20 protein-coding genes are annotated in these 25409 nt (G+C 58.2%); 12 read left to right on the top strand and 8 right to left on the bottom strand.

Translation table 11 applies throughout. The features are described 5' to 3' along the window. Positions 1–14 precede the first annotated feature (14 nt). Both ompR and envZ read left to right on the top strand, forming a co-directional pair. Positions 15–734 (top strand): two-component system response regulator OmpR, encoded by a 720-nt coding sequence (gene ompR, locus ABLU96_RS06810; RefSeq protein WP_001157751.1) that lies wholly within the window; start codon positions 15–17, stop codon positions 732–734. Beyond that, positions 731–2092 (top strand): two-component system sensor histidine kinase EnvZ, encoded by a 1362-nt coding sequence (envZ, locus tag ABLU96_RS06805; protein ID WP_014227153.1) that lies wholly within the window; start codon positions 731–733, stop codon positions 2090–2092. Before ompR ends, envZ begins: the two co-directional genes overlap by 4 nt. Positions 2093–2203: 111 nt before the next feature. On the opposite strand, the gene ABLU96_RS06800 is transcribed toward envZ, so the two are convergent. Then, positions 2204–3475, bottom strand: coding sequence for a phosphatase PAP2 family protein (locus ABLU96_RS06800; protein WP_064406132.1), 1272 nt, complete (start codon positions 3473–3475; stop codon positions 2204–2206). 309 nt (positions 3476–3784) lie between these two features. Between ABLU96_RS06800 and ABLU96_RS06795 the strand changes: the two genes are divergently transcribed. Beyond that, positions 3785–4627: a 23S rRNA (adenine(2030)-N(6))-methyltransferase RlmJ gene (locus ABLU96_RS06795; RefSeq protein ID WP_009651758.1), complete on the top strand. Its 843-nt coding sequence runs from the start codon at positions 3785–3787 to the stop codon at positions 4625–4627. A gap of 71 nt (positions 4628–4698) precedes the next feature. Next, a complete protein-coding gene (gene gorA, locus ABLU96_RS06790; RefSeq protein WP_064406134.1) occupies positions 4699–6051 on the top strand; it encodes a glutathione-disulfide reductase in 1353 nt (450 codons plus the stop codon). A 51-nt stretch (positions 6052–6102) separates the two neighbouring features. Here gorA and ABLU96_RS06785 read toward each other — a convergent pair whose 3' ends face one another. Continuing rightward, complete coding sequence (locus ABLU96_RS06785; protein ID WP_025106820.1) at positions 6103–6726, bottom strand: glutathione S-transferase; 624 nt, start codon at positions 6724–6726, stop codon at positions 6103–6105. Positions 6727–6847: 121 nt separating this feature from the next. Between ABLU96_RS06785 and ABLU96_RS06780 the strand changes: the two genes are divergently transcribed. The 4 genes from ABLU96_RS06780 (at position 6848) to ABLU96_RS06765 (ending at position 11014) form a co-directional block, all read left to right on the top strand. Next, entirely contained in the window at positions 6848–7996 is a 1149-nt protein-coding gene (locus ABLU96_RS06780) for an iron-containing alcohol dehydrogenase (protein ID WP_048263481.1), read from the top strand. A gap of 266 nt (positions 7997–8262) precedes the next feature. Continuing rightward, a complete protein-coding gene (locus ABLU96_RS06775; RefSeq protein WP_014227158.1) occupies positions 8263–9915 on the top strand; it encodes an alpha,alpha-trehalase in 1653 nt (550 codons plus the stop codon). Positions 9916–9983: 68 nt separating this feature from the next. Further along, positions 9984–10532 (top strand): GNAT family protein, encoded by a 549-nt coding sequence (locus ABLU96_RS06770; RefSeq protein WP_014227159.1) that lies wholly within the window; start codon positions 9984–9986, stop codon positions 10530–10532. A 53-nt stretch (positions 10533–10585) separates the two neighbouring features. Then, on the top strand, positions 10586–11014 hold the full coding sequence (locus ABLU96_RS06765) for a lysozyme (protein WP_032751618.1): 429 nt from the start codon (positions 10586–10588) through the stop codon (positions 11012–11014). Here ABLU96_RS06765 and ABLU96_RS06760 read toward each other — a convergent pair. Further along, complete coding sequence (locus ABLU96_RS06760; RefSeq protein ID WP_064406136.1) at positions 11011–11619, bottom strand: response regulator transcription factor; 609 nt, start codon at positions 11617–11619, stop codon at positions 11011–11013. The genes ABLU96_RS06765 and ABLU96_RS06760 overlap by 4 nt on opposite strands. A 350-nt stretch (positions 11620–11969) precedes the next feature. Then, a complete protein-coding gene (locus tag ABLU96_RS06755) occupies positions 11970–12728 on the bottom strand; it encodes an SDR family oxidoreductase (RefSeq protein ID WP_032719951.1) in 759 nt (252 codons plus the stop codon). 119 nt (positions 12729–12847) lie between these two features. Here ABLU96_RS06755 and ABLU96_RS06750 point away from each other — a divergent pair, with 119 nt between their 5' ends. The 3 genes from ABLU96_RS06750 to ABLU96_RS06740 all read left to right on the top strand — a co-directional run bounded on the left by ABLU96_RS06750 (position 12848) and on the right by ABLU96_RS06740 (position 16644). After that, a complete protein-coding gene (locus ABLU96_RS06750) occupies positions 12848–13747 on the top strand; it encodes a LysR family transcriptional regulator (protein ID WP_014227163.1) in 900 nt (299 codons plus the stop codon). 272 nt (positions 13748–14019) lie between these two features. After that, positions 14020–15051 (top strand): inner membrane protein YhjD, encoded by a 1032-nt coding sequence (gene yhjD, locus ABLU96_RS06745; RefSeq protein ID WP_004134249.1) that lies wholly within the window; start codon positions 14020–14022, stop codon positions 15049–15051. Positions 15052–15321: 270 nt separating this feature from the next. Next, positions 15322–16644 carry an MFS transporter gene (locus ABLU96_RS06740; RefSeq protein ID WP_004126314.1) on the top strand — a complete coding sequence of 441 codons (1323 nt, stop codon included), beginning with the start codon at positions 15322–15324 and terminating at the stop codon, positions 16642–16644. 49 nt (positions 16645–16693) lie between these two features. Here the strand turns inward: ABLU96_RS06740 and ABLU96_RS06735 are convergent, their stop codons facing one another. After that, the gene (locus ABLU96_RS06735; protein ID WP_046877725.1) at positions 16694–18745 is read right to left on the bottom strand and encodes an AsmA family protein; all 2052 of its coding nucleotides are present in this window, start codon (positions 18743–18745) and stop codon (positions 16694–16696) included. A gap of 195 nt (positions 18746–18940) precedes the next feature. Between ABLU96_RS06735 and ABLU96_RS06730 the strand changes: the two genes are divergently transcribed. Next, positions 18941–19870: a sugar kinase gene (locus ABLU96_RS06730; protein WP_064374778.1), complete on the top strand. Its 930-nt coding sequence runs from the start codon at positions 18941–18943 to the stop codon at positions 19868–19870. A 194-nt stretch (positions 19871–20064) separates the two neighbouring features. On the opposite strand, the gene ABLU96_RS06725 is transcribed toward ABLU96_RS06730, so the two are convergent. From ABLU96_RS06725 to hmsP, 3 genes are all read right to left on the bottom strand, one after another. Continuing rightward, positions 20065–21570, bottom strand: coding sequence for a pitrilysin family protein (locus ABLU96_RS06725; protein WP_064406140.1), 1506 nt, complete (start codon positions 21568–21570; stop codon positions 20065–20067). 221 nt (positions 21571–21791) lie between these two features. After that, on the bottom strand, positions 21792–23078 hold the full coding sequence (gene dctA, locus ABLU96_RS06720) for a C4-dicarboxylate transporter DctC (protein WP_014227166.1): 1287 nt from the start codon (positions 23076–23078) through the stop codon (positions 21792–21794). Between the two features lie 154 nt (positions 23079–23232). Further along, positions 23233–25239 (bottom strand): biofilm formation regulator HmsP, encoded by a 2007-nt coding sequence (gene hmsP / locus ABLU96_RS06715; RefSeq protein WP_025106810.1) that lies wholly within the window; start codon positions 25237–25239, stop codon positions 23233–23235. Positions 25240–25409 lie beyond the last annotated feature (170 nt).

Here is a 25409-nt window from a genome sequence, read left to right as displayed (position 1 = left end):
TGGGAGTATAAACAATGCAAGAGAATTATAAGATTCTGGTTGTCGATGACGACATGCGCCTGCGTGCGCTACTCGAACGTTATCTGACCGAGCAGGGCTTCCAGGTTCGTAGCGTGGCGAACGCTGAACAGATGGATCGCCTGCTGACCCGTGAATCCTTCCACCTGATGGTGCTGGATCTGATGCTGCCGGGCGAAGATGGCCTGTCCATTTGCCGCCGCCTGCGCAGCCAGAGCAACCCGATGCCGATCATTATGGTCACGGCGAAAGGGGAAGAAGTTGACCGTATCGTGGGCCTGGAAATCGGCGCCGACGACTACATCCCAAAACCGTTCAACCCGCGCGAGCTGCTGGCCCGTATCCGCGCCGTACTGCGCCGTCAGGCTAACGAACTGCCGGGCGCGCCTTCGCAGGAAGAAGCGGTTATCGCCTTTGGTAAGTTCAAGCTGAACCTCGGCACCCGCGAGATGTTCCGCGAAGATGAGCCTATGCCGCTGACCAGCGGTGAATTCGCGGTACTGAAAGCGCTGGTGAGCCATCCGCGCGAACCATTATCCCGCGATAAGCTGATGAACCTCGCTCGCGGCCGTGAATATTCGGCCATGGAGCGCTCCATCGACGTACAAATCTCCCGCCTGCGCCGCATGGTGGAAGAAGATCCGGCGCATCCGCGCTATATCCAGACCGTTTGGGGCCTGGGCTACGTTTTCGTCCCGGACGGCTCTAAGGCATGAAACGCGTGCGCTTTTCGCCGCGAAGCTCGTTTGCCCGCACCCTGTTACTGATCGTCACCCTGCTGTTCGCCAGCCTGGTGACGACCTATTTAGTGGTGCTGAATTTCGCGATCCTGCCCAGTCTTCAGCAGTTTAATAAGGTTCTGGCCTACGAAGTGCGTATGCTGATGACCGATAAACTCCAGCTGGAAGACGGCACTCAGCTGGTGGTACCGCCGGCGTTTCGCCGCGAGATTTACCGCGAGCTGGGCATTTCGCTCTATTCCAACGAAGCGGCGGAAGACGCAGGCCTGCGCTGGGCGCAGCATTATGAATTCTTAAGTCAGCAGATGGCGCACCAGCTCGGCGGGCCGACCGAAGTGCGGGTCGAGGTAAACAAAAGCTCCCCCGTGGTGTGGCTGAAAACCTGGCTTTCTCCCAATATCTGGGTGCGCGTACCGCTGACCGAAATCCACCAGGGCGACTTCTCGCCGCTGTTCCGCTACACCCTGGCCATCATGCTGCTGGCGATTGGCGGCGCCTGGCTCTTTATTCGTATTCAGAACCGACCGCTGGTCGACCTGGAGCACGCGGCGCTTCAGGTCGGGCGAGGGATTATTCCCCCGCCGCTGCGCGAATACGGCGCATCGGAAGTGCGATCGGTGACCCGCGCCTTTAACCACATGGCGGCTGGCGTGAAGCAGCTGGCGGATGACCGCACGCTGCTGATGGCCGGGGTGAGCCATGATTTACGCACTCCCCTTACGCGTATCCGCCTGGCGACGGAGATGATGGGCGAAGAGGACGGCTACCTCGCCGAGTCGATTAATAAAGATATTGAAGAGTGTAACGCCATTATCGAGCAGTTTATCGACTACCTGCGCACCGGCCAGGAGATGCCGATGGAGCTGACGGACCTTAACGCGGTGCTGGGGGAAGTGATTGCGGCGGAGAGCGGCTACGAGCGAGAAATCGCCACCGACCTGCAGCCGGGCGAGATCCCGCTGCGCGTGCATCCGCTCTCCATCAAGCGCGCGCTGGCGAATATGGTGGTCAACGCCGCCCGCTACGGCAACGGCTGGATTAAAGTCAGCAGCGGCAGCGAGGGGAACCGGGCCTGGTTCCAGGTGGAAGATGACGGTCCGGGAATTAAACCGGAGCAGCGTGAGCATTTGTTCCAGCCGTTCGTGCGCGGCGATAGCGCCCGTACGATTAGCGGGACCGGCCTCGGCCTGGCTATCGTTCAGCGCATTATCGATAACCATAACGGTAAGCTGGAACTTGGCTCCAGCGAACGCGGCGGATTATTAATTCGCGCCTGGCTGCCGGTGCCGATGCAGCGCGCCCTGCCCGCGATAAAGCCCGCCAAAGAGATCTAATTCTGCCGGTACGCCCGCATTAAAACGCCCGGCGGCGCCACGCTGTACGCCGCCGCATTGCCCTTATATCCCGGAGAGGTGCGCCAGCACCGCCTCCGGACTGCACCAGGTTTAATGCGCTTTATTCGCCATCGCATACGCCGCTGGCAAATTCAGCCGCTGCCAGAACTGCTGCGCGTCGTTATCACCGGATAGCGGATACCCTGCGGGCAACGCCGTTTTGATCATCAGCGCCCGACGCTGCGCGGCGGACAGATTCGGCAGCGCAGCCTCCAGCAGCACTTCAGCCCCTTGCGGCACCTTCAGGCTCTGTTTTTCGCCCTTCTGCTGCGGCAGATCGTAGGTCATGGTAAAGCGATAAAACGCGACCATCGCCGGGTCGCGATACGGATCGTCTTTCGCAGGCACTTTCGCACACTCCGCCAGCGTCGTGCCGCACTCTTTCTCCAGCGCGGTACGCAACTGGTCGCGGGCCTCATTAAACAGCCCCCGATACTTCGCGTCATTCAGGTAGTGGGCGACATTGCGCTGCGCCACCATCCGCGAACCCATCACGTCCAGCGGATAGTGCACGCCCAGCACGATGCGCGAATAGCCATAGCGGGCGCCGCGCGTCACCAGCGCGTCGAAGCGCTCCGGGATCATCTCCGCCATCAGCAGAGCGTCGGTATAGCCGGTGTTGGTGTGCCCGCTCGGAAACGAGCCGCCGTCGGCGGTATAGGGCTTATTGTCCTTAACGACCACATCGTCCGGCACCAGATGGATGGTATTGCCCTGAATCAGGAACGGGCGCGGGTTATTGAAGTGCTTTTTCGCCGCCCCGGTACTCACTTCCGAAGCTTTGATCAGCGCCGCCGCCTTACCGAGCTCGCCTTTGTCGTAGGCGGCGAGGAACGCTTTGCCGAGGCGCGGCCCCAGCGCATCGCTGAGGAAATAGAGATAGCTGATGCCTTCGGCATCCGCCAGCGCCTGGTGGCGAGCGCTCTGTGCGGCATCGCGGTTAATGGCGGTGACGGTCGCCAGGTTTTGCTGTATGACCGCCTTCGGCAGCGCGCTGAACGCTGAGAGCAGCTCGATTCCCGCCTGCTGGTTGGCTTTTGTCTGGAAGTCATAACCGCTGGCCTTCAGCCACGCGGTATCCGCCTGAGTTTTATTCTGTCTGGCGTGTTCAAGCTGGTCGCGAGTCAGGGTTGCCGCATCGCCCTTCAGCGCGTTGCGCAGCTGCGACAGGCTTTGGCTCTCCAGAGCATCAAACCCCGGACTGGCGGCGGCTGGCGTCACGCCGTTGGCGATTGCCGCCGCCTGATTCAAAGGAACCTCTTTCGCCAATGCCGGCAGCGCCAGCATGAGCGCCGATGCGAGAAGCGTGATGTGCAGTTTCATTATTTTCCTTTTATACCCTAAATAATTCGAGTTGCTTAAAGGCGGCAAGGGAGTGAGTCCCCGGGAGCATAGATAACTATGTGACCGGGGTGAGCGAACGTAGCCAACACATAAGCAGCTTGAAGTATGACGGGTAAATTCAAACCATTACCTTGCCTTTACGTGACGCTAGCCCTTCTGTTTGACGCTTTTATGACACGGTTATGTTTTGCAACGCTTTAAGCGGAATGGAAACAGCGCGGCGGTAATCCAGGCCGATCTGCGGTAAACTATCGGTCATCTTGTCTCAATCCCGGAATCACCGTATCCATGCTCAGTTATCGTCATAGCTTTCACGCAGGCAACCACGCCGACGTTCTTAAACACACCGTTCAGAGCCTGATCATTGAATCGCTCAAAGAGAAAGAAAAACCGTTTCTCTATCTGGACACCCACGCCGGCGCAGGCCGCTATCAGCTGAGCAGCGAACACGCCGAGCGTACCGGTGAATATCTCGAAGGCATCGCCCGCATCTGGCAGCAGGATGACCTGCCCGCCGAGCTGGAGCCGTATATCTCCGTCGTTCAGCACTTCAACCGTAGCGGCCAGCTGCGCTACTACCCCGGCTCGCCGTTGATTGCCCGCCAGCTGCTGCGCGAGCAGGACAGCCTGCAGATGACCGAACTGCATCCCAGCGATTTTCCGCTGCTGCGCGCCGAGTTTCAGAAAGACGACCGCGCCCGGGTTGAAAAAACCGATGGCTATCAGCAGCTGAAGTCGAAGCTGCCGCCGGTTTCTCGTCGTGGACTGGTGCTGATCGACCCGCCTTACGAAATCAAAAGCGACTACCAGGCGGTCGTGACCGGTATTCATGAAGGCTACAAACGCTTTGCTACCGGCACCTACGCGCTGTGGTATCCGGTGGTGTTACGGGCGCAGATTAAGCGCATGATCAAAGAGTTAGAGGCCACCGGCATTCGCAAAATTCTGCAAATCGAGCTGGCGGTGCGTCCGGATAGCGACCAGCGCGGGATGACCGCCTCCGGGATGATCGTCATCAACCCGCCGTGGAAGCTGGAGCAGCAGATGAACAACGTTCTGCCGTGGCTGCATAAAAAGCTGGTGCCGACCGGCATCGGCCATACCACCGTCAGCTGGATCGTGCCTGAGTAATCGCAGTCATCGGTGGAAACTATTGATTTCAGGTATACAATCGCGCCAATCAGACATTAAGGATAAGACTCATGAGCAAGCATTATGACTATATCGCCATTGGCGGCGGCAGCGGCGGTATCGCCTCCATTAACCGTGCCGCTATGTACGGCCAGAAGTGCGCGCTGATTGAAGCCAAAGACCTGGGCGGTACCTGCGTGAACGTCGGCTGCGTGCCGAAAAAAGTCATGTGGCATGCGGCGCAGATCCGTGAAGCCATCCATCTGTATGGCCCGGATTACGGTTTTGATACCACTATCAATCACTTCGACTGGGACAAACTGGTCGCCAGCCGTAGCGCCTATATCGATCGTATCCACACCTCCTACGATAACGTGCTGGGCAAAAATAAGGTCGATGTGATTAAAGGCTTCGCCCGTTTTGTCGATGCGAAAACCATCGAAGTTAACGGCGAGACGATAACCGCCGATCATATTCTGATCGCCACCGGCGGCCGCCCGAGCCATCCGAATATCCCCGGCGTCGAATACGGCATTGATTCCGATGGTTTCTTCGAACTGCCGGCGCTGCCGAAACGCGTTGCGGTTGTCGGCGCGGGCTATATCTCCGTTGAGCTGGCGGGCGTGATTAACGGCCTGGGCGCGGAGACGCACCTGTTCGTGCGTAAACACGCGCCGCTGCGTAGCTTCGATCCGCTGATCGTGGAAACGCTGGTTGAGGTGATGAACGCCGAAGGCCCGCAGCTGCATACCCATGCCATTCCGAAAGCGGTTGTGAAGAACGCCGACGGCAGCCTGACCCTGGAACTGGAAGATGGCCGCAGCCAGACCGTGGACTGCCTGATTTGGGCGATCGGTCGCGAACCGGCAACCGATAACTTCAACCTCGCCGCGACCGGAGTGGAAACCAACGATAAAGGCTATATCGTCGTCGATAAATTCCAGAATACCAACGTTCCGGGTATTTACGCCGTCGGCGATAATACCGGCGCCGTCGAGCTGACCCCTGTCGCCGTTGCCGCAGGCCGTCGTCTCTCCGAGCGTCTGTTTAACAACAAGCCGGACGAACATCTGGACTACAGCAATATCCCGACCGTGGTGTTCAGCCATCCGCCTATCGGCACCGTCGGCTTAACCGAGCCGCAGGCGCGCGAGCAGTACGGCGATGAAGCGGTGAAAGTGTATAAATCCTCTTTCACCGCCATGTATACCGCCGTGACCTCACACCGCCAGCCGTGCCGCATGAAGCTGGTCTGCGTCGGCCCGGAAGAGAAGATTGTCGGTATTCACGGTATCGGCTTCGGGATGGACGAGATGCTGCAGGGCTTCGCGGTGGCGCTGAAGATGGGCGCAACCAAGAAAGACTTCGACAATACCGTGGCGATCCACCCAACCGCCGCGGAAGAGTTTGTGACGATGCGGTAAGACGCGCACCATGCCTGAAAAAGAAGCTCTCCGGAGCTTCTTTTTTTTCCTCTACGCCACGCCGTTATTCCCGTGACGCTTAAACGCCGGCCGCTGATTCAGCGCCATATACCAGCGCTCCACTTCCGCCATTTCAGGATGGGCGAACGGCGTCATTTTCCAGCGATGCACCGACAGGCCAAGGACAATATCCGCCAGCGTAAACTCTCTACCGGCGACCCATGCCCCGGTTTGCTGCAGCTGCGTATTGACGATCTGCACGCAGCGGGTCCAGGCGGCAATGCTCTCTTTGATAGCCGTCGGATCCTGAAAACGCGGGTCCTTGCGTACCAGTCCCATAAAGGCATAGCGCCAGGCAGTATTAAATTCCGTCGCCTGCCAGTCCATCCAGTGCTCAACCTCGGCGGCAGCCCGCGGCGCCGTAGGGAGCAGGTCTTCCCGCCCGGCTTTGCGCGCCAGATAGCGGCAGATGCTGTTCGACTCCCATAACACAAAGTCGTCATCCCGCAGCACGGGCACCAGGCTGTTCGGATTAAGGGCGCGAAACTCCGGGGTCTCAATCGACTGAAACCCGCTACCATAATCCTCCTGCTGATATTCAAGCCCCGCCTCTTCGCAGGTCCACAGCACTTTGCGCACGTTAATTGATGAGCGTTTGCCCAGTATTTTTAGCATTGTCAGCAATTCCTCAATCAAAAGAGATGGTTGTTTCACAATACTGCATCGGCGGCGCATGTACAGCCGGATAATGTGTATAGTGGATTGCACGATTTTTCTCCAGGACAGGTTACCCGACATGTTGACCTCTTTTAACGTTTTAACACCGGGCAATATCCGCTTTGGACGCGGCCTTGCTCGCAGCGCCGCCCCCTGGCTCGCCGCCCGCTCCGCACAGATACTGCTGATTCACGGCGCCAGCCTGCAGCGCGCGGCGTTCTTATTAAGCGAACTCCACGCTCACCAGCTGAACGTCACCACGCTGTCTGTCGCCCATGAACCCGACCTGCAGGATATTGAACGGGGCGTTCGTCTGGCGCGGGAAAAAGGCGTCGGCGCGGTGGTCAGCCTCGGCGGCGGCGCGGTGATAGATGCCGGCAAAGCGATTGCGGCGCTGGTTCCCGCGCAGGGGCCCGCGATCGAGTATCTGGAAGTGGTGGGTACCGGGCGCCTGTTAGAAGCCAATCCGCTGCCGTTCGTCGCCATCCCCACCACGGCCGGTACCGGGGCGGAAGTCACAAAGAACGCGGTGATCAACGTCCCCGAGCAGCAGCGCAAGGTCAGCCTGCGCGACGACCGCATGCTGCCGGACCTGGCGATTGTCGACCCGTCGCTCACCGACAACACCCCGCGCGCGGTGACCCTCGCTTCCGGCCTGGATGCCCTCACCCAGGTGATTGAGCCCTGGCTGTGCGCCCGGGCGAATCCTTTTACCGACGCTCTCTGCCGGGAGGCGATCCCGCGCGGCATCAAAGCGCTCAGAACGCTGATGGCCAAAGAGTGTCCGGATAGCCGCGATGAGATGGCATGGGTCAGCCTGTGCGGTGGGCTGGCGTTAGCCAACGCCGGTCTCGGCGTCATTCACGGTCTTGCGGGCCCATTAGGCGGTCTGAGCAACGCCCCCCACGGCGCGCTTTGCGGCAGCCTGCTTCCCTTCGGCCTGGCGCTCAATGAAACGCAAATTAGCGACGAACGCCTCCGCCAGCGTTTTGCCGACGTACGCCAGTGGCTGGCCGCCGGACTGGACGCCGATCCGAACAGCGCCTGGGAGAGCCTGCGCGAGTGGAGCCAGCGATCCGGTCTGGGCAATCTGCGCGAGCTCGGCGTCCCCCGCGAAGCGCTGGAACCCGCGGCCCTCGCCGCCAGCAGCTCATCCTCCATGAAGGCTAACCCGGTTATGCTGACCAGCGAGCAGCTGCTGGAAATGCTGGAGGCCGCGTGGGAGTAATGGCTTAATCGCTAAAGCGCCTGGAAATTTAGATTTTGTTGCAAAACGAAATCTCCGAATTTTTCGGCGCAATACGAAGCGGTTAAAACGGTTTTAATGCGCCAGGTCAACGAGTTAAAGCCGAAACCCCGGGCAGACGGTTTAGAACAAAGCGTGATCTACCGCACACTTCTCTTTTCGTTTCCCGCTGCGAATGTCTAAGCTTAATAGACAGGTCGGGCGCGCCCGGCATCCTCTACTGACGCAATCCGGAGGTCCGTACCACTATGTTCAGCCAGAAATTACGCAACGTTGATGACGATGAGCTCAGGATCGAAATCGATCCGTGCTACGAAGCCGATCCGTATGAGTTAAAGCTGGATGAAATGTTCGACGCCGAACCCGAACCGGAGATCATAGAAGGGCTGCCCGCCTCGGATGCCCTGACCCCTGCCGATCGCTATCTGGAACTGTTCGCTCACGTCCAGAAGTCGCGAATTTTCGCCGATAGCAAAACCTTCCCCGACTGCGCGCCGAAGCAGGACCCGCTGGATATTTTGATTCACTACCGTCGCGTCCGGCGCACCCCCGGATTCGATCTCCGCCAGTTTGTTGAAGACCACTTCTGGCTGCCGGAAAACCGCGCCGAGGATTACGTCTCCGATCCCACGCGATCGTTAAAGGAGCATATTGATAATCTGTGGCCCGTCCTGACCCGCGAGCCGCAGGATCATATTCCCTGGTCATCGCTGCTGGCGCTGCCGCAGTCTTATATTGTGCCTGGCGGGCGGTTTAGCGAAACCTACTACTGGGATTCCTATTTCACCATGCTGGGGCTGGCGGAAAGCGGCCGCGAAGACCTGCTGAAATGCATGGCCGACAACTTCGCGTGGATGATTGAAATCTACGGCCATATTCCTAACGGCAACCGCACCTACTATCTCAGCCGCTCGCAGCCGCCGGTGTTTGCCCTGATGGTCGAACTGTTTGAAGAGGATGGGGTTCGCGGCGCCAAACGATACCTTGACCATCTGCGGATGGAGTACAGCTTCTGGATGGACGGCGCGGAATCGCTGATCCCCAATCAGGCCTACCGTCACGTGGTGCGGATGCCGGACGGCTCGCTGCTGAACCGCTACTGGGACGATCGCGATACGCCGCGCGATGAGTCATGGCGGGAAGATGTCGAAACGGCGAAGCACTCCGGGCGCCCGCCGAACGAGGTCTATCGCGACCTGCGCGCCGGGGCGGAGTCCGGCTGGGATTACTCCAGCCGCTGGCTGCGGGATATTACCCGGCTGGCGAGCATCCGTACCACCCAGTTTATTCCCATTGATTTGAACGCCTTCCTGTTCAAGCTGGAGAACACCATCGCCAACCTCTCCGGCCTGAAGGGCGACCGGGAAACAGAGGCCGCTTTTCGCCAGAAGGCCAGCGAGCGCAGGGCGGCGGTAACCCGCTATCTGTGGGATGACGAAAGCGGCTGTTTCCGCGATTACGACTGGCGCCGCGAGCAGCTGGCGCTGTTTTCCGCCGCCAGCCTCGTCGCGCTGTACGTCGGCATGGCGACCCATGAACAGGCCGACAGGCTCGCCGACGCGGTACGCGCCCGCCTGCTCACCCCCGGCGGTATTATGGCGACGGAATATCAAAGCGGTGAGCAGTGGGATAAGCCCAACGGCTGGGCGCCGCTGCAGTGGATGGCGGTACAGGGTTTTAAAATGTACGGCCAGGATCCGCTGGGCGATGAGATAGCCCAAAGCTGGCTGCAAACGGTGAATCATTTCTATAAACAGCACTATAAGCTGATTGAAAAGTACCATATCGCCAGCGCCACGCCCCATGAAGGCGGAGGCGGTGAATATCCGCTCCAGGATGGCTTTGGCTGGACGAATGGCGTGGTGCGCCGGCTTATCGGCCTGTACGGCGAACCGTTGTAAAAGCGGACTATTCCCGCGGTCGATGTCCTGCTATGTTCATGGCATCGACTTTCGCCGGAAGCCCAGCTATGCCTGAACTGGTTACCCCACGTCTGCGCTGCTCGCCGCTGCAGCTTGACGACTGGCCCTTTTTTCTCAGCTTACAGCAAGACCCCCAGGTGATGCTTTACGTCGCGGATCCCCGCCCGGTAGCGGACATTCGCGACGCTTTTGATGCCCGGCTTCCCGCGTGGTCGCCGGGCGCGGCCCACTGGCTGTGCCTGGTAGTGCGCGACCGCTACACCCACGCTCCCCTGGGCCTCACCGGCTATCAGCATCACGCTCCCGATAGCGCCGAAGCGGGCTTTCTGTTCGCTCCCCGGGCGCAGGGCAAAGGTTACGGCTATGAGTCTCTGCGCGCACTGTGCGATTACGCTTTCTCCGCCGGCGGCATCCGGCGGCTGACGGCAACCGTCACCGCGGGCAATCTGGCGTCAAAAAATCTGCTGCAAAAGGTCGGTTTTCACCAGGAGGGCGAGCTGCGCGACTGCTACTGGCTCAACGGTCGCTGGCACAACGATTGGCTGTTTGGCCTGCTGCGCCGCGATTACCACCAGCCTGGGCCATCTGGCGAATAGGGCGCGACGCGCTTTTCCTCTACACTGCAGGCCGACAACAGAGGAAGCGATAAATGTCCCCAACCATACCGCCGCTAAGCCTGCACGGGCTGGAGTTTATTAAGCGAATGCAGGGGCTAGCGCTCGCCCCCTATCGGGACGAAAGCGGCCTGCGCGTGATTGGCTACGGCCACGTTCTCAATGATTACGAATCGTTCCCTCACTTCACGCGCGAGATCGCGGAGACTCTGCTTATCGTCGATCTTCTGCAGTGCCAGCGCGAACTTAAGCGCAGGCTCCGGGTCACGCTTAATCAAGCGCAATATGATGCGCTGGTCTCTTTAGCCTTTAGCTGCGGGGCGGCGTCTCCGGCGCTTGATACCGTCCTGACCCATCTTAATCATCAGCGGTTCGCTGACGCGCTGAGCGCATGGGAAAATATTCGCAGCGGCCGCGAACAGCGGCGCGAAGAGTGCGCAAGATTCAAAACCAGAGCCGATTAAGTTTCGCTGACGCGATGAAAGACCATCGCCGCCTGGGTACGATTCTTCACGTCCAGCCGACGGTACAGCGACTCAAGATGGGCCTTTACCGTGCCGGTGCTGATATTTAACGTCCGGCTAATCTGTTTATTAGAGTCACCGGCGGCCAGCAGCTGCAAAATCTCCCGCTGGCGCTGGCTCAAATGAACCCGTTTATTATCGCTCACCTCCGCCATTATTAATCCATCGTCCGGCAAGCAGGGCAGCCCCCGCCGGAGACGGTTGATGGTCTGAGCGAAAGTGGGCAAACTTTCCTCGCGCTGCACGATGGCCCGCACATTATAAGACAGCGCGCGCTGTAGCCAGCCCTTATTATCGTCAGAAACGATCAGCAGGACCTGAGCGTGCGGAAAACGACGCTGTTTTTCCTCCAGCAGCCAACAGCAAAACTCACCGTGCATATCCCCGTCCAGCATGAGCAGCGCGTCAGGATGCACCGTCAGCTTCTGCCAGAGCTGTTCAGCCTGACAGGTGCCAAAAATATCAATCTCTGGAATGTATTGCTGGAGGCCAATTTTCATTCCATGAATAAATATCGACTGCCTGTCAAACATGAGTATCTGCATGGGTTTCGCTCCAATAAATAAATGCCCGATGAAAAGACAAACATCAGCCAAAATAAATAACAACTTGCCGTTTGGCCTGGGGCATTTTACCGATAGGGATGCGAAACTAAATATCATAACAATGAATAGTTACAGGGCTTATTGGCCCCATTACTTATCCACAATATTTATTACATTTGAATTAAGGAAATTCTTAATGAAACGGGCAAGAAAAAATAAAAATAATACTAATTTTCTAGTTTAAACGAAGCCGGAAACGCAGGCGATGGCGAAATGAGGAAAGTCTGTTACGAAATAAGAAAGCGCATGAAATACGTTAGCCCCTCCATACTCTATGGAGGGGCGCGGGATTACAAGAACATCCCACCGGAGACTTCTACGCGCTGGGCGTTCATCCAGCGCAGGTCATCGCTAAGCAGCGCGGCGATGGCATCGCCAATATCATCCGGCAGCCCCACTCTTCCGAGCGCCGTTTGCGCGGCAATATGCTGATTCACCTGCGCGTTATCCCTGACCACACCGCCGCCAAAATCGGTTTCAATCGCGCCGGGCGCAATAATATTGACCGAAATTCCGCGTTCTCCCAGCTCCTTCGCCTGGTAGCGCGTCAGCACCTCCATCGCGCCTTTCATTGAGGCGTAGGCCGCATAGCCCGGCAGCGCGAAACGCGCCAGTCCGCTGGAAACGTTGAGGATCCGCCCCCCGTCCTGCAATAACGGCAGCAGGCGTTGGGTAAGGAAAAACGGCCCCTTAAACTGGATGTTCATTAATTCATCAAACTGCGCCTCGCTGGTTTCAGCAAAGGGAATATTCAGGCCAATTCCGGCATTGTTCAATAAATAGTCGAAGGTCTCCCGCTGCCAGCGCTGCTGAAGCACTTCTCTTACCTTCTGAGCAAAACTGTCGAAACTGCCAACATCACCGACGTTTAGCGGTAATGCCGCGGCTTTCACGCCTTTTTGCTCAATTTCAGCCACTACGTCCAGCGCCGCCTGCGGGTTACTGTGCCAGGTCAGAATAATATCGGTTCCCTTTGCCGCCAGCTTCAATGCGGCGTTTTTTCCCAGTCCACGGCTACCGCCGGTGACTAAAGCGATACGTTGCGTCATCAGAAAACCCCTTCTTGGTTGCGTTTGCATCGTTGAAGAGCTTATTAGCTGCTATAAAAACAATAAATATGGCAAATTACGTTTTACTGTTTCATTAAAAACAACAATAGGCCGCCGGCATGGATAAAATTCACGCAATGCAGCTGTTCATCAGAGTCGCGGAGCTGGAAAGTTTTTCCCGCGCCGCCGATACCCTTGGCCTGCCGAAAGGAAGCGTCTCGCGCCAGATTCAGGCGCTGGAGAGCCACCTTGGGGTTCGTCTGCTGCATCGCACAACCCGCCGGGTACAGCTGACGCAGGATGGTATGGTTTATTACGAACGCGCCAGAGACCTGCTCAGCAATCTTGAAGAGCTGGACGGCATGTTTCAGCTCGACCCCTCCAGCATCAGCGGGCGTCTGCGGGTTGATATGCCCGTCGCCGTAGCGAAAAAGCTGGTCATTCCACAGCTGCCGGCATTTCTGCAGCAGTATCCCGGCATCGAATTGGAGCTCAGCAGCAGCGATCGGTTAGTCGACGTGGTTCGCGAGGGCTTTGACTGCGTGGTGCGCGTCGGTACGCTGAAAGATTCCGGGCTCATCGCGCGGCCGCTGGGCAAGCTAACGCAAATCAACTGCGCCAGCCCGCAGTACCTGACGCGCTTCGGCTATCCGCAATCGCTGGACGATCTCGCCGATCATGCGCTGATCCACTACGCAAGCAGCCTCGGGGTGCGCCCGCTGGGCTTCGAAGTGGTCAGCGAGGGCGCCGTCCGCTGGATCAAAACCGGCGGCGTCTTGACGGTGAACAGCACCGAGACCTATCAGGCGTCGTGCCTGGCGGGGCTGGGCATTATTCAGGTGCCGCGGGTGGGGGTTCGGGAATGGCTGCGCACCGGCGAGCTGATAGAAATTCTGCCCCACTACCGCGCCGAGCCGCTGCCGGTGTCGCTCATTTATCCGCACCGGCGTAATCTCTCGCGCCGGGTACATCTGTTTATGGAGTGGCTGGGCGGCTTGATGAAAAACTACGTTGATTAGGCCGAATGATGAAAAATCTGTATTTGAGAGCGTGCCGATATTCCCTGCCGGGTGCCGGCTGACGCCTTACATAGCGTAAAAAAATCATCAATATCATGCCATTATAAAATTCACCCAGGCCGATACAAACGCAGCGCAGCCGGGGAATAACACAAGAACGCGCTTCAGTGATTCGCAGATTCCGATGCCCGCTCCCCCCCGATACGCCCCATCCGTGATTTTACGTATATAATTTTTGAAGAATATCGCTGTAAAAAAGGAAGAAATAATTTATGACGCCGGAAAACGACGCTCAACGCCCAACCGAGGATCCGGGCCAGCAGCCGGATAAAAACAAAAGCGCGATGGCTGCGATAAACGACTCTACCGTGGCGAAAAAAGCCAACCAGGCGCTGAAAAGCGTCACCGGAACGGCGGAAAAAGTTCAGCGTAACCATATGGTCGCCCATATCATCCGCGCCGCGGAGCGCTTCAACGACAGGCTGGGTAATCAGTTTGGCGCGGCAATCACCTACTTCTCGTTTTTATCGATGATCCCAATCCTGATGGTCTCTTTTGCGGCCGCCGGTTTTGTTCTCGCCTCGCATCCCACGCTGCTACAGGACATCTTCGATAAAATCCTGCTTAACGTTAGCGACCCGACGCTGGCGGCAACGCTGAAAAATACCATCAATACCGCCGTACAGCAGCGTACCGCCGTCGGTATCGTGGGTCTGCTGGTGGCGCTCTACTCCGGCATTAACTGGATGGGCAACCTGCGTGAGGCCATCCGCGCCCAGTCGCGCGACGTCTGGGAACGCACGCCGCAGGATCAGGAGAAAATTTGGGTTAAGTATTTCCGCGACTTTATCTCGCTGATCGGCCTGCTGGTTGCGCTGGTCATTACCTTGTCGATCACCTCTATCGCCGGCTCGGCCCAGCAGATGATTATCTCGGCGCTTTATCTTGATTATATCGAGTGGCTGAAACCGGCGTGGCGGCTGATTGGCCTCGCGATTTCCATCTTCGCCAACTATCTGCTGTTTTTCTGGATTTTCTGGCGACTCCCGCGCCACCGCCCTCGCCGTAAGGCGCTGATTCGCGGCACCCTGATTGCGGCCGTCGGCTTTGAGATAATCAAAATCATTATGACCTGGACGCTACCGGCGCTGGTGAAATCCCCATCCGGGGCGGCATTCGGTTCGGTGTTGGGGATAATGGCCTTCTTCTATTTTTTCGCCCGCCTGACGCTGTTCTGCGCCGCATGGATTGCCACCGCCGAATATAAAGACGACCGCCGGATGCCGGGCAAAGCCCACGACTAAACCATCACTGGGCTGAATAAAAGACGCAAAATTCAGCCCAACCTGGCATTTCAGCATATAAATCCAACATGTAACTTTTATTTAACCTAAACCTGGTTTTATCGACCATTATTTGAATTTTGTGAAGCATTTCATAGAAGTTATTTTTCTGGCACAGAAATTATTCACTTTTTGCTTCTTTTTTCGCCTCCCCCGCCCCTTGTTACAGATTGAAATGTCCCCAAGGCTGTGGCTATATGGCCTTTCGTTCGCAAAAAATAAGAAAGATCTATGCAAGCCACAGCCACAACACTCGACAACGCGCAAGACACCGTTCCGGTTAACTCACGCAATAAAGTCGTCGTCGCCTCACTCATTGGTACCGCCATCGAGTTCTTCGACTTCTACATCTATGCCACCGCGGCGGTTATCGTATTCCCGCACATTTTCTTCCCGCAGGGCGACCCCGCCGCCGCGACGCTACAATCGCTGGCGACCTTCGCTATCGCCTTTATTGCGCGCCCTATCGGTTCAGCGGTCTTTGGCCACTTCGGCGACCGCGTAGGCCGTAAAGCGACCCTCGTCGCCTCGCTGCTGACGATGGGGATCTCCACCGTGGTTATCGGCCTGCTGCCCGGCTATGAAACCATAGGCATTATGGCACCGGTGCTGCTGGCGCTGGCGCGCTTTGGTCAAGGGCTCGGCCTTGGCGGCGAATGGGGCGGCGCGGCGCTGCTGGCGACGGAAAACGCCCCGCCGCGCAAGCGCGCGCTGTATGGCTCATTCCCACAGCTGGGCGCGCCTATCGGCTTCTTCTTCGCGAACGGCACCTTCCTGCTGCTCTCCTGGCTGCTGACCGACCAGCAGTTTATGGAATGGGGCTGGCGTATGCCGTTTATCTTCTCCGCCGTGCTGGTCATTATCGGCCTGTACGTCCGCGTTTCGCTGCACGAGTCGCCGGTGTTCGCTAAGGTAGCCGCCGCGAAAAAACAGGTCAAAATCCCGCTGGGCACGCTGCTGACCAAACACGTGCGCGTCACCGTTCTCGGCACCTTTATCATGCTGGCGACCTATACGCTGTTTTACATCATGACCGTCTACTCCATGACCTTCAGCACCGCCGCCGCGCCGATTGGCCTCGGCTTGCCGCGTAACGAAGTGCTGTGGATGCTGATGATGGCGGTTATCGGTTTTGGCGTGATGGTACCGGTGGCGGGCCTGCTGGCGGATGCATTCGGCCGTCGTAAGAGCATGGTCGTGATTACGACCCTGATCATCCTCTTCGCGCTGTTTGCCTTTAAACCGCTGCTCGGCTCCGGCAACCCGCTGCTGGTCTTTGCCTTCCTGCTGATTGGCCTGAGCCTGATGGGGCTGACCTTTGGCCCCATGGGCGCGCTGCTGCCGGAGCTGTTCCCGACGGAAGTTCGCTATACCGGCGCATCGTTCTCCTATAACGTCTCGTCGATCCTCGGGGCGTCCGTGGCGCCGTATATCGCCGCCTGGCTGCAGGGCAACTACGGTCTGCCTGCGGTAGGGCTCTATCTGGCCGCCATGGCGGCGCTGACGATGATCGCGCTGCTGCTGACTCACGAAACGCGTCATCAATCGCTGTAACTCTCCCTCCACGCCCCTGGCCATCCGGCGAGGGGCGTCTCCGTGCCGACTATTTTTTCATCTGCGACAGGATTGCCCGACACTGGTTCGCCTCGCCTTCGGCGGGTGAGATCAGCGCCAGCAGCGCGGCGGCCGGCGTCACCAGGGTCGCCAGCGCTGCCGCTACCGCGCCGCGGGCAATCAGCGGCCCCGCCTTCACGCCCGCATTCGGCGACTTAAAGGTGCCGCGCACGTAGAGCGGTGAACGCAGGGTGATAATGCGAAAGCCCTTACTCTCCGGATCGATAGTGAGGTCCAGCTGCTCTGAGGCAAAGCTGGCGGTACCGGTGACGTTGATCAACGCGTTTTCCGTATCAAAGGCAAACACCTGCGGCCGGGCGACGCCGTTGACCACGTCGATATTGGCCGCCGCGCAGTTCACCCGCACCTCATCATCGCCAAAGATCTGCCCGATGATAAAGTTACCGACGTTCAGACCGAGGATCTCCATCAGGTTGCGGCTAATTAAACCGTCGTTCATCAGCAGCTTCAGGTTACCGTTACTGTTGCCCAGCAGCGCGGCGACGGAGTTGCCGGTACCGCGAAGCTGTACATCGCCGTTCATTTCGCCGAGGGTTTTCTGCATCATCTCCACGTTTGGCATCAGCGCTTTCAGCTTCAGGCGGCGCGCCTGCAGGTTCGCCGTCCCCTGCAGCGGTTTTTTATCCCCTTCAAGATGAATGCTGCCGGCAATCGTGCCGTTGGCCAGCCCCAGACGCAGCGGCTGCAGGCGCAGGTCGCCCCGTTCGAGGATCACGTGGGTGGAGAGGTCGCTGATGGGGAGCGTGCCGCCGTGCTCAATACGGCGTCCTTTAAAGCGCACATCGGCATCCATCACCTGCCACTTATCGGTTTCAAAGCGGTCATACGGCAACACTTTTCCGGCCGGCTGCGGGGAGGCCTCGCCTTTGCGCCGTTCGGTCTGGCTGCCTTTACCGCCGGAGTCGACGCCAATCAGCGGCCCCAGATCCGCCAGCCTTAGCTGTCTGGACTCAAGGTCGCCCTCCAGCTTAGGCCGGGGTTTACCGGTGCTGTAGGTCAGCGATCCGTGGATATCGCTCTCGCCGATGCGGCCATTAAAATCCTGATAGACGAAGCGTGAACCGTTTTTCTCCTTGAAGGTGGCCCGCAGATGCCCGTCGGTCGAAAAGGCCGGCGTATCCGGCAGCAGCACGCCGGTCAGGTCATAGAGATCGCCCAGCGAGTCCCCGGAAAACTTCAGCCGCAGATCGACGCCGCCGAGGTTAAGCGGATCGCTGACCGTGCCGGTAAACGCGACCCGGGTATTGCCGGAACGAAAATCCCCCTGCAGGGGGAACGGTGTCCCTTCGCTGCGCAGCGCCAGCATGCCGCCGATTTTGCCGCTACCGGAGAGCGGCTGTCCGTTGTAGCTCCCTTTCGCCTGCAGGCCGAAGACGTAATCGCCTACTTTCTGCGGCTGCCCTTTCCCCTTCTCGCCGGTCACTTCACTGAACGCCAGCGGCTTACCGAGCGGATCAACCACGATCGTCACGTCAGCGCGCGACACTTTGTCATCAACGGCAATCTTGCCGCGATCGAAAAGAATATTGTCGAGGCGGAAAGACCAGCTGGAAGGCGCCGCATCTTTCTCCGACGACCCCGCCGAAGCCAGGTCGAAAGTCCAGTTGTTGGTCTTCTCCGATAGTCGGATCAGCCGCGCGTCGGGCTGTTCAAGCTTAATCCACGGCAGATAGACCGTTTTGCTGAGCAGCGCCAGCGGGGCGAGAGTCGCCTCAACGCGCGGCAGGTGGACCATTGTGACCTGCGGGATATCAGGGGGGTTGCCAAGGACGATATCTTCGGCATGAACGTGCGGCCAGGGGATCCAGCTTCGCCAGCCGCTCTCGCCGGGCTGGCGTTCCCAGACGACGCCCAGATCGCCGCGAATCGCGAACGGGCGGTTCAGCTCGGCAGAGACTTTCTGGTTGATCGTCGGCTTCAGGCGGTTCCAGTCAAAGGTCGCCAGCACGATAAAAAACAGAACGATCAGTACGACAATCGTTCCCAGGATAATAGCCACGGTTTTTCGGGTTCTGCTCATCCCTTCTGCACTCCTTTTGCGTCTCGTCACTCCTGAATATAGTTGAGAAACGCCATTTGCTCCGCCGAATGAGGTTTTCGTCACATAATCCGCGTCAGGTCAAAAAAATAATGGAACGTTGTTTTAATATCATTGACCATCAAAGCGCCCCAGCGCACACTAGGGTTAATATTGATTTAATTTCAGGTCATCACTATGTCGAAGAAAATTGCCGTCATTGGCGAATGCATGATTGAGCTGTCAGAGAAAGGCGCAGCGGTTAATCGCGGCTTTGGCGGCGACACCTTAAACACTTCCGTCTACATCGCTCGCCAGACCGACGCCAGCGCGCTGGGCGTGCACTACGTTACCGCCCTGGGCACGGACACCTTCAGCCAGCAGATGCTCGAATCCTGGCAGCGCGAGAACGTTCAGACTGACCTGATTCAGCGCATGGCCGACCGTTTACCGGGCCTCTACTACATCGAAACCGACGATACCGGCGAGCGCACCTTTTACTACTGGCGCAACGAAGCCGCGGCGAAGTTCTGGCTGGAGAGCGAGCAGTCTGCGGCCATCTGCGAAGAGCTGGCGACCTTTGATTATCTGTATCTTAGCGGGATCAGCCTGGCGATCCTCAGCCCGACCAGCCGCGAGAAGCTGCTGACCCTGCTGCGGGAATGCCGGGCAAACGGCGGCAAGGTTATCTTTGATAATAACTATCGTCCGCGCCTGTGGAGCAGCAAAGAGGAGACGCAGCGGGTTTATCAGCAGATGCTGGCCTGCACCGACATCGCGTTCCTGACCCTCGATGACGAAGACGCGCTGTGGGGCGAGAAGCCGGTTGCGGAAGTGATTGCCCGCACCCACGCCGCCGGCGTTGAAGAAGTGGTGGTTAAGCGCGGCGCAGACTCCTGCCTGGTGGCGATTGCCGGCCAGCCGCTGCGGGAAGTCCCGGCCGTTAAGCTGCCGAAAGAGAAAGTGGTTGATACCACGGCGGCGGGCGATTCGTTCAGCGCCGGCTACCTGGCCGTACGCCTGACCGGCGGCGACGCCGAATCTGCGGCAAAACGCGGACACCTGACCGCCAGCACGGTGATCCAGTATCGCGGCGCGATTATCCCGCGCGAGGCGATGCCGCAGTAATTTTCGATTGCGTTACGCCCGCCTGCGAGAATCCCGGCTTGCGCTGCGCGTAGCCGGGCTACTGTCTGGCGCTGGCATTAGACCGGACAAGGCGCGCCAGCGCCGCCTCCGGGAAAATCACCGGGCCAACCCAGCAATACGTAAAACAGATTAGCCATAAACCTCACCGGATAGCCACGCTATCCGGTTTTGCTTTACTGTGCGGGCGGGATATCCGTCGCTTCGTTACGCCCTTCCGCAACATCACCGGCGGCGCTCGACGCCGCTGCGGCCGCTGGCGCGGGCGCCATCAGCTTTTCCCACGTCGCCTGCAGTTCCTTCATGTTGTATTCCGGCTCACCCTGCGGCTGCTGCAGCACCAGCGCCATATCCTGCGACAGCTGCTGACGCAGGTACTGATTCAGCATGTCGACCGTCAGCGAATTGAGAAACTCCTGGCGCAGTTTCTGATACTGCTCGGGCGCGATATCCACCACCTGATTTTGCAACGAACGCATCCGCTGGCTAATCAGGATGTACGTATCGGTGCGCGCATAGGTGGCAAACAGCTTCTGCAGTTCGAGGTTTTTCTGCGCGATCAGGGCGTCAAACTCCTCCTGCGGCAGGCCGCGATCGCGGACTTTCGCCAGCTCGCGCGCCACGGTCGTTAAGTTGGCGTTCAGGCGCTCGCCCGGCGATTCGATATTGATCGCGCACTGGGCGCGCTGGTAGAGCACGCGGCAGTCAAAGCCAAGGCCGATATCCTTGATATTACTTTTGCTCAGATTCTGCTGTACGTGCCAGAACAGCGCTTCCCGGGCAAGATCGTCGCGCCAGTAGCGCTGCAGCGCGACCGAGTCGCGGATCGGCTGCCACGGCGCATCCCACATCAGCGACAGCTTATCCTGGCGCACCGCATCGGTCATGATGCTGACCGGCGTCGTCGGCAGCGGCGACAGCGTAGGAACCGCCACCGGCGTTTCGCGCTTGCCCTTCAGGCCGCCGAAGGTTTTGTTGATTTGTTCCGCAACGCTGCGGCTATCCACGTTGCCGACCACAATCAGGGTCATGGCATCCGGGGTGTACCACTTGTGGTAATACTCTTTTAGCTGAGCAATATCCACCGGCTGCTTCAGCGGCGCCGCCGGATCGTGCCCCAGCATGGTGGAGCCTTTCAGCCGATAGCGCCACCAGCCTTCTTTGGTATCCGCAGGCCAGGTCGCCACCATGTCTTCGCCCTGCAGCGCGTGGTTGACGGTTTCCGGGGAGATCGACATTTTACCGCTGGCGCTGGCCAGCCAGCTCAGCGCCTCTTTCAGCAGGTCGTTACGGTTATTCGGTATGCTCAGGTTAAACAAACTGTAGTCATAAGAGACGATGGCGGGCGGCAGAGGACGCTTCGGGTCAATACTCTGCTGCCATAGCGAACGGGCCTGCATGGTCGGGAGGCCACCGTTTTGCGTCAGCGCGAGGCGCGGGATAAAGTGGCTAAAGCCGCTCTGCTGAGTGCTTTCGCTCAGCGAGCCAATATTCACGGACAGGCGAACTTCGATACGATCGCTGGGACGCTGCGGGGTGGCTAAAACCTGCCACTGAAATCCATTCGCCAGTGTCCCCTGTTGCCAGGCCGGGTCCGGCTGGAGCGCTTCTGCCTGCACATAGCCGACCGTCGCCATCATCAGCAAACCACCGGTTAAGAGTCGAATTTTTGTGCCCTGCATGTGAACCCCTGATGAACAATCCTGGTTACAACAGCGGCCCACGGGAGGGCCGCCGAAAAAATATGGTGAGTTAAGTACGTCGGTTAGACCACACGGAGATGAAAATGTCGCATGTTGACGTGAAATAAACATAAGGGTCACCGCCGCGCAAGCGACAGTGACCCCTAATTATGCGCAGGAGCCCGTAGTCCAGCAAGGGACAACGGGCCTAACAGATGGATTTATGAGGATAATTCGTGCGATTTGCTTACCGGAGTACGGTTGTTCAGCACATCATCCAGCTGTTTCGCGTCCAGCTCTTTGACCCATTTAGCGACAACGATGGTCGCGACGCCGTTACCCACCAGGTTGGTCAGCGCGCGCGCCTCGGACATAAAGCGGTCGATGCCAAGAATGAGCGCCAGACCGGCAACCGGCAGGTGCCCGACGGCGGAAATCGTCGCCGCAAGGACGATAAACCCGCTGCCCGTCACCCCCGCCGCGCCTTTTGAGGAGAGCAGCAGCACCACCAGCAAGGTGATCTGATGGAAAATATCCATATGGCTGTTCGTCGCCTGGGCGATAAACACCGCCGCCATCGTCAGGTATATTGAGGTGCCATCGAGGTTAAAGGAGTACCCCGTCGGGATCACCAGCCCCACCACCGACTTCCGGCAGCCCAGCTTCTCCATCTTATCGAGCATACGCGGCAGCGCCGACTCGGACGAAGAGGTCCCCAGGACAATCAGCAGCTCTTCGCGGATATAGCGGATAAATTTAAAGATGCTGAAGCCGGTGGCTTTGGCGATCGACCCCAGCACCACCACCACAAACAGGATGCAGGTGATGTAGAAGCAGACGATCAGTTGGCCAAGCTGCACCAGCGTACCGACGCCGTATTTCCCAATGGTAAAGGCCATGGCCCCGAACGCGCCAATCGGCGCCAGGCGCATGATCATATTGATGATGCCGAAGATCACCTGCGAGAAGCTTTCGATAACGTTAAAAATCAGCTGGCCTTTGCTGCCGAGGCGATGCAGCGCGAAACCAAACAGCACCGCAAACATCAGCACCTGCAGAATGTTGCCGCTGGCAAAAGCGCCAATCACGCTGCCGGGGATAATATCGAGCAGGAACGCTACGATGCCCTGATCTTTCGCCTGTTCGGCGTAAACCGCCACGGCCTTCGCGTCGAGGGTCGCCGGGTCAACGTTCATTCCCGCGCCGGGCTGCACAACGTTTACAATGATCAGGCCGATGATCAGCGCAATTGTGCTCACGATTTCAAAGTAGAGCAGCGCCACCGCCCCGGTGCGGCCGACGGCTTTCATGCTCTCCATCCCGGCAATCCCCGTCACGACGGTACAGAAGATAACCGGGGCAATAATCATTTTAATCAGCTTAACGAAGGCATCGCCGAGGGGTTTCATCTGCGCACCCAGTTCCGGGTAAAAATGGCCCAGCAGAATACCGATCGCTATGGCCGAGAGAACCTGGACATAGAGGCTTTTAAAGAAAGAGATTTTCATAGGGTGTCCTTTGGAGATAACCACAGACCTTGAGGGGGTATTGCGTCCGTGGCTTAAAAATAACACCCATGAAACATTTCAGAAATAACGAGTGATGAAATTGCAATGCAATTGTTAATTTATTTGAACTGACTCGCATAAGCTAACAATGTTGTTACAAACTTGCATCCTCAACATCACCGGGTAAAAAACGGGCCATAAAAGCCTCAGGCGGCATGGCGCAGCCAAAAAGATACCCTTGCACCGTCTCGACCCCCGCCTCCTGCAGCCAGCGATACTGGGTATCGGTTTCGACGCCCTCCGCGACAATGTGCAGATTCAGCCCCCGCGCCAGCTGGATAATCGCGGGCACCATGCTGATGTCATCGGGCAGCATATCGATAAAGACTTTATCGATTTTCAGGATGTCTACCGGCAGCGATTTAATATGCTGCAGCTGGCGCAAGCCCGCGTAGCCCATACCAAAGTCATCGAGGGCAATCCGCACGCCCGCTTCACGCAGCGGACGCAGCAGCGAAATAATCGCCTGCGGGTCGTCTATCCGACGGCTTTCGGTGACTTCCAGTACCAGCGTGCCCGGCGCGATACGATAGCGCGCGAGCAGCGCCAGCATCTCCTCGCCGCGATCGTGATGCAGCAGCTGCAGCAACGACACGTTGACCGACAGCGGCAACATGATCCCCTGATTTTGCCAGGCGGCAAGCTGCCGGCAGGCCTCTTCCATCACCCAGTAGCCGACCGGCACCATCAGCCCGCAGGCTTCGATACGCTCAATCAGATCGCCCGGCAGCGACCAGCTGCCGTCCGCCTGACGCTGACGCAGCAGCACTTCCGCACCGCACACCTCGCCGCTGTGGGTATCCACCTGCGGCTGCAGCCAGATGGCAAACTGCTGGTTATCAAGCGCCGTCAGAATATCGTGCTCTTCCATTAAGCGGCGCTGCGCTTTTTCCATCTGCTGCGGATCGAAGAACTCAATCTGGTTTTTCCCTTTACGACGCGCGGTTACGGCGGCGGAAAACGCCCGCCGGTAGAGCTGTTCGGCGTTAATTTCGCCGTTAAACATCGCGATACCGACGCTGGCGCAGGGGCGCAGCTGGATGCCGTGCAGAGGCAAACGTTCATTTAAGACAGTGAGTACTTGCTTACTTAACGTCACCGCCTGCCAGGGTTCGTCAATACCGTGGGCCAGAATCGCGAAGTCGTAGCCGCTCACCTGAGCCAGCACCATCTGCGCCGGGATAATCGCCCGCAGCTTTTCAACCAGGGTTAGCAGCAGCATTTCACGCTGCGTCTCTTTCAGTACGCCAGCGGTATCCTGTAGCGTTTCGCAGGCGATAATCAGCAGCGCCGAGGCCTGCGGTCGCGCGACGGTTTGCTCCAGCATAGCCATTAGAAAGGCTTTGTTCGGCAGCTCGGATACCGGAAAACGAGTCGATTGCAAAGAGAGTTCATCGTGCAGGCGCAGCAGCGTCTGCTGATTACGGTTGTAGCTGCGCACCAGCATGCCGATTTCATCGTCATGATGGAGACGCGGCAGCGTGAGCTGATGGCCCAAACGCTCGTGCTGCGGGACATCGTTTAGCTCACGGGCGATTTTACGCAGCGGTCGTACCATCAGACGGTTGATGCACCAGGTGATCGCCACCGTCAGCATCAGCACCAGAAGCAAGTAAGCGGTCACTAACGTCGCCAGCGCGCTCATGACGAATTTATACATGCGGTATGAGTCGGCCTGGAGCACCAGATAGGCCAGCGGCTGTGGGTTAGCGGGCCGTTCAAGGGAGTAGATAGGCAGCGAAATCTGTACCGGCAGTTCAAACATACGGGTGATGGTTACCGGTACCGGGCGCTCGGGGATAAAGCGCATCCGCAGCGCCTGGAACTGATTGGGCAGGACAACATCCGCCCGGCTGACGATGCCTGCGGGTTGAATACGGCTCAGAATGGCTTCCGCCTCAGGGATATCGGCTTTCAGGATAGCCGCTGACAGCGGTTCGCGAACGGAACGCGCGATGCTTTCTAACTGCGTGGCCGTGGTAAAACGACTCTGCTGAACAAAGTGGAACAGCAGAATAGAACAGAAGACCAGTACAAACGCCATGGACACGCTCGCGACCATCGCCATCTGTTTAATTGTAAGTGAACGGCTGACGCGCAACGGGGTTCTCCACTGAAACTGAACGCATATCGGGTGTAGGTCCCTCTCACCGATCGTTATCAGGCTGATTATATACTCAAATTGTTTGCTCACGCCCGCAAGGCGCGAAGCAATACCATCGGGACGCTTTCCCGGAGGCGGCGCAATGCGCCTGTCCGGGCTACAAAATC

The organism is Klebsiella sp. CN_Kp106, assembly GCF_040064575.1.
Lineage (GTDB): Bacteria > Pseudomonadota > Gammaproteobacteria > Enterobacterales > Enterobacteriaceae > Klebsiella > Klebsiella michiganensis.
This window is presented reverse-complemented; position numbering and strand designations above follow the sequence as displayed.

Bases quoted from the DNA above. Each gene is read 5' to 3' on its own strand.
- ompR (WP_001157751.1), top strand. From the start codon at position 15: ATGCAAGAGAATTATAAGATTCTGGTTGTCGATGACGACATGCGCCTG.
- envZ (WP_014227153.1), top strand. From the start codon at position 731: ATGAAACGCGTGCGCTTTTCGCCGCGAAGCTCGTTTGCCCGCACCCTG.
- ABLU96_RS06800 (WP_064406132.1), bottom strand. From the start codon at position 3,475: ATGAAACTGCACATCACGCTTCTCGCATCGGCGCTCATGCTGGCGCTG.
- ABLU96_RS06795 (WP_009651758.1), top strand. From the start codon at position 3,785: ATGCTCAGTTATCGTCATAGCTTTCACGCAGGCAACCACGCCGACGTT.
- gorA (WP_064406134.1), top strand. From the start codon at position 4,699: ATGAGCAAGCATTATGACTATATCGCCATTGGCGGCGGCAGCGGCGGT.
- ABLU96_RS06785 (WP_025106820.1), bottom strand. From the start codon at position 6,726: ATGCTAAAAATACTGGGCAAACGCTCATCAATTAACGTGCGCAAAGTG.
- ABLU96_RS06780 (WP_048263481.1), top strand. From the start codon at position 6,848: ATGTTGACCTCTTTTAACGTTTTAACACCGGGCAATATCCGCTTTGGA.
- ABLU96_RS06775 (WP_014227158.1), top strand. From the start codon at position 8,263: ATGTTCAGCCAGAAATTACGCAACGTTGATGACGATGAGCTCAGGATC.
- ABLU96_RS06770 (WP_014227159.1), top strand. From the start codon at position 9,984: ATGCCTGAACTGGTTACCCCACGTCTGCGCTGCTCGCCGCTGCAGCTT.
- ABLU96_RS06765 (WP_032751618.1), top strand. From the start codon at position 10,586: ATGTCCCCAACCATACCGCCGCTAAGCCTGCACGGGCTGGAGTTTATT.
- ABLU96_RS06760 (WP_064406136.1), bottom strand. From the start codon at position 11,619: ATGCAGATACTCATGTTTGACAGGCAGTCGATATTTATTCATGGAATG.
- ABLU96_RS06755 (WP_032719951.1), bottom strand. From the start codon at position 12,728: ATGACGCAACGTATCGCTTTAGTCACCGGCGGTAGCCGTGGACTGGGA.
- ABLU96_RS06750 (WP_014227163.1), top strand. From the start codon at position 12,848: ATGGATAAAATTCACGCAATGCAGCTGTTCATCAGAGTCGCGGAGCTG.
- yhjD (WP_004134249.1), top strand. From the start codon at position 14,020: ATGACGCCGGAAAACGACGCTCAACGCCCAACCGAGGATCCGGGCCAG.
- ABLU96_RS06740 (WP_004126314.1), top strand. From the start codon at position 15,322: ATGCAAGCCACAGCCACAACACTCGACAACGCGCAAGACACCGTTCCG.
- ABLU96_RS06735 (WP_046877725.1), bottom strand. From the start codon at position 18,745: ATGAGCAGAACCCGAAAAACCGTGGCTATTATCCTGGGAACGATTGTC.
- ABLU96_RS06730 (WP_064374778.1), top strand. From the start codon at position 18,941: ATGTCGAAGAAAATTGCCGTCATTGGCGAATGCATGATTGAGCTGTCA.
- ABLU96_RS06725 (WP_064406140.1), bottom strand. From the start codon at position 21,570: ATGCAGGGCACAAAAATTCGACTCTTAACCGGTGGTTTGCTGATGATG.
- dctA (WP_014227166.1), bottom strand. From the start codon at position 23,078: ATGAAAATCTCTTTCTTTAAAAGCCTCTATGTCCAGGTTCTCTCGGCC.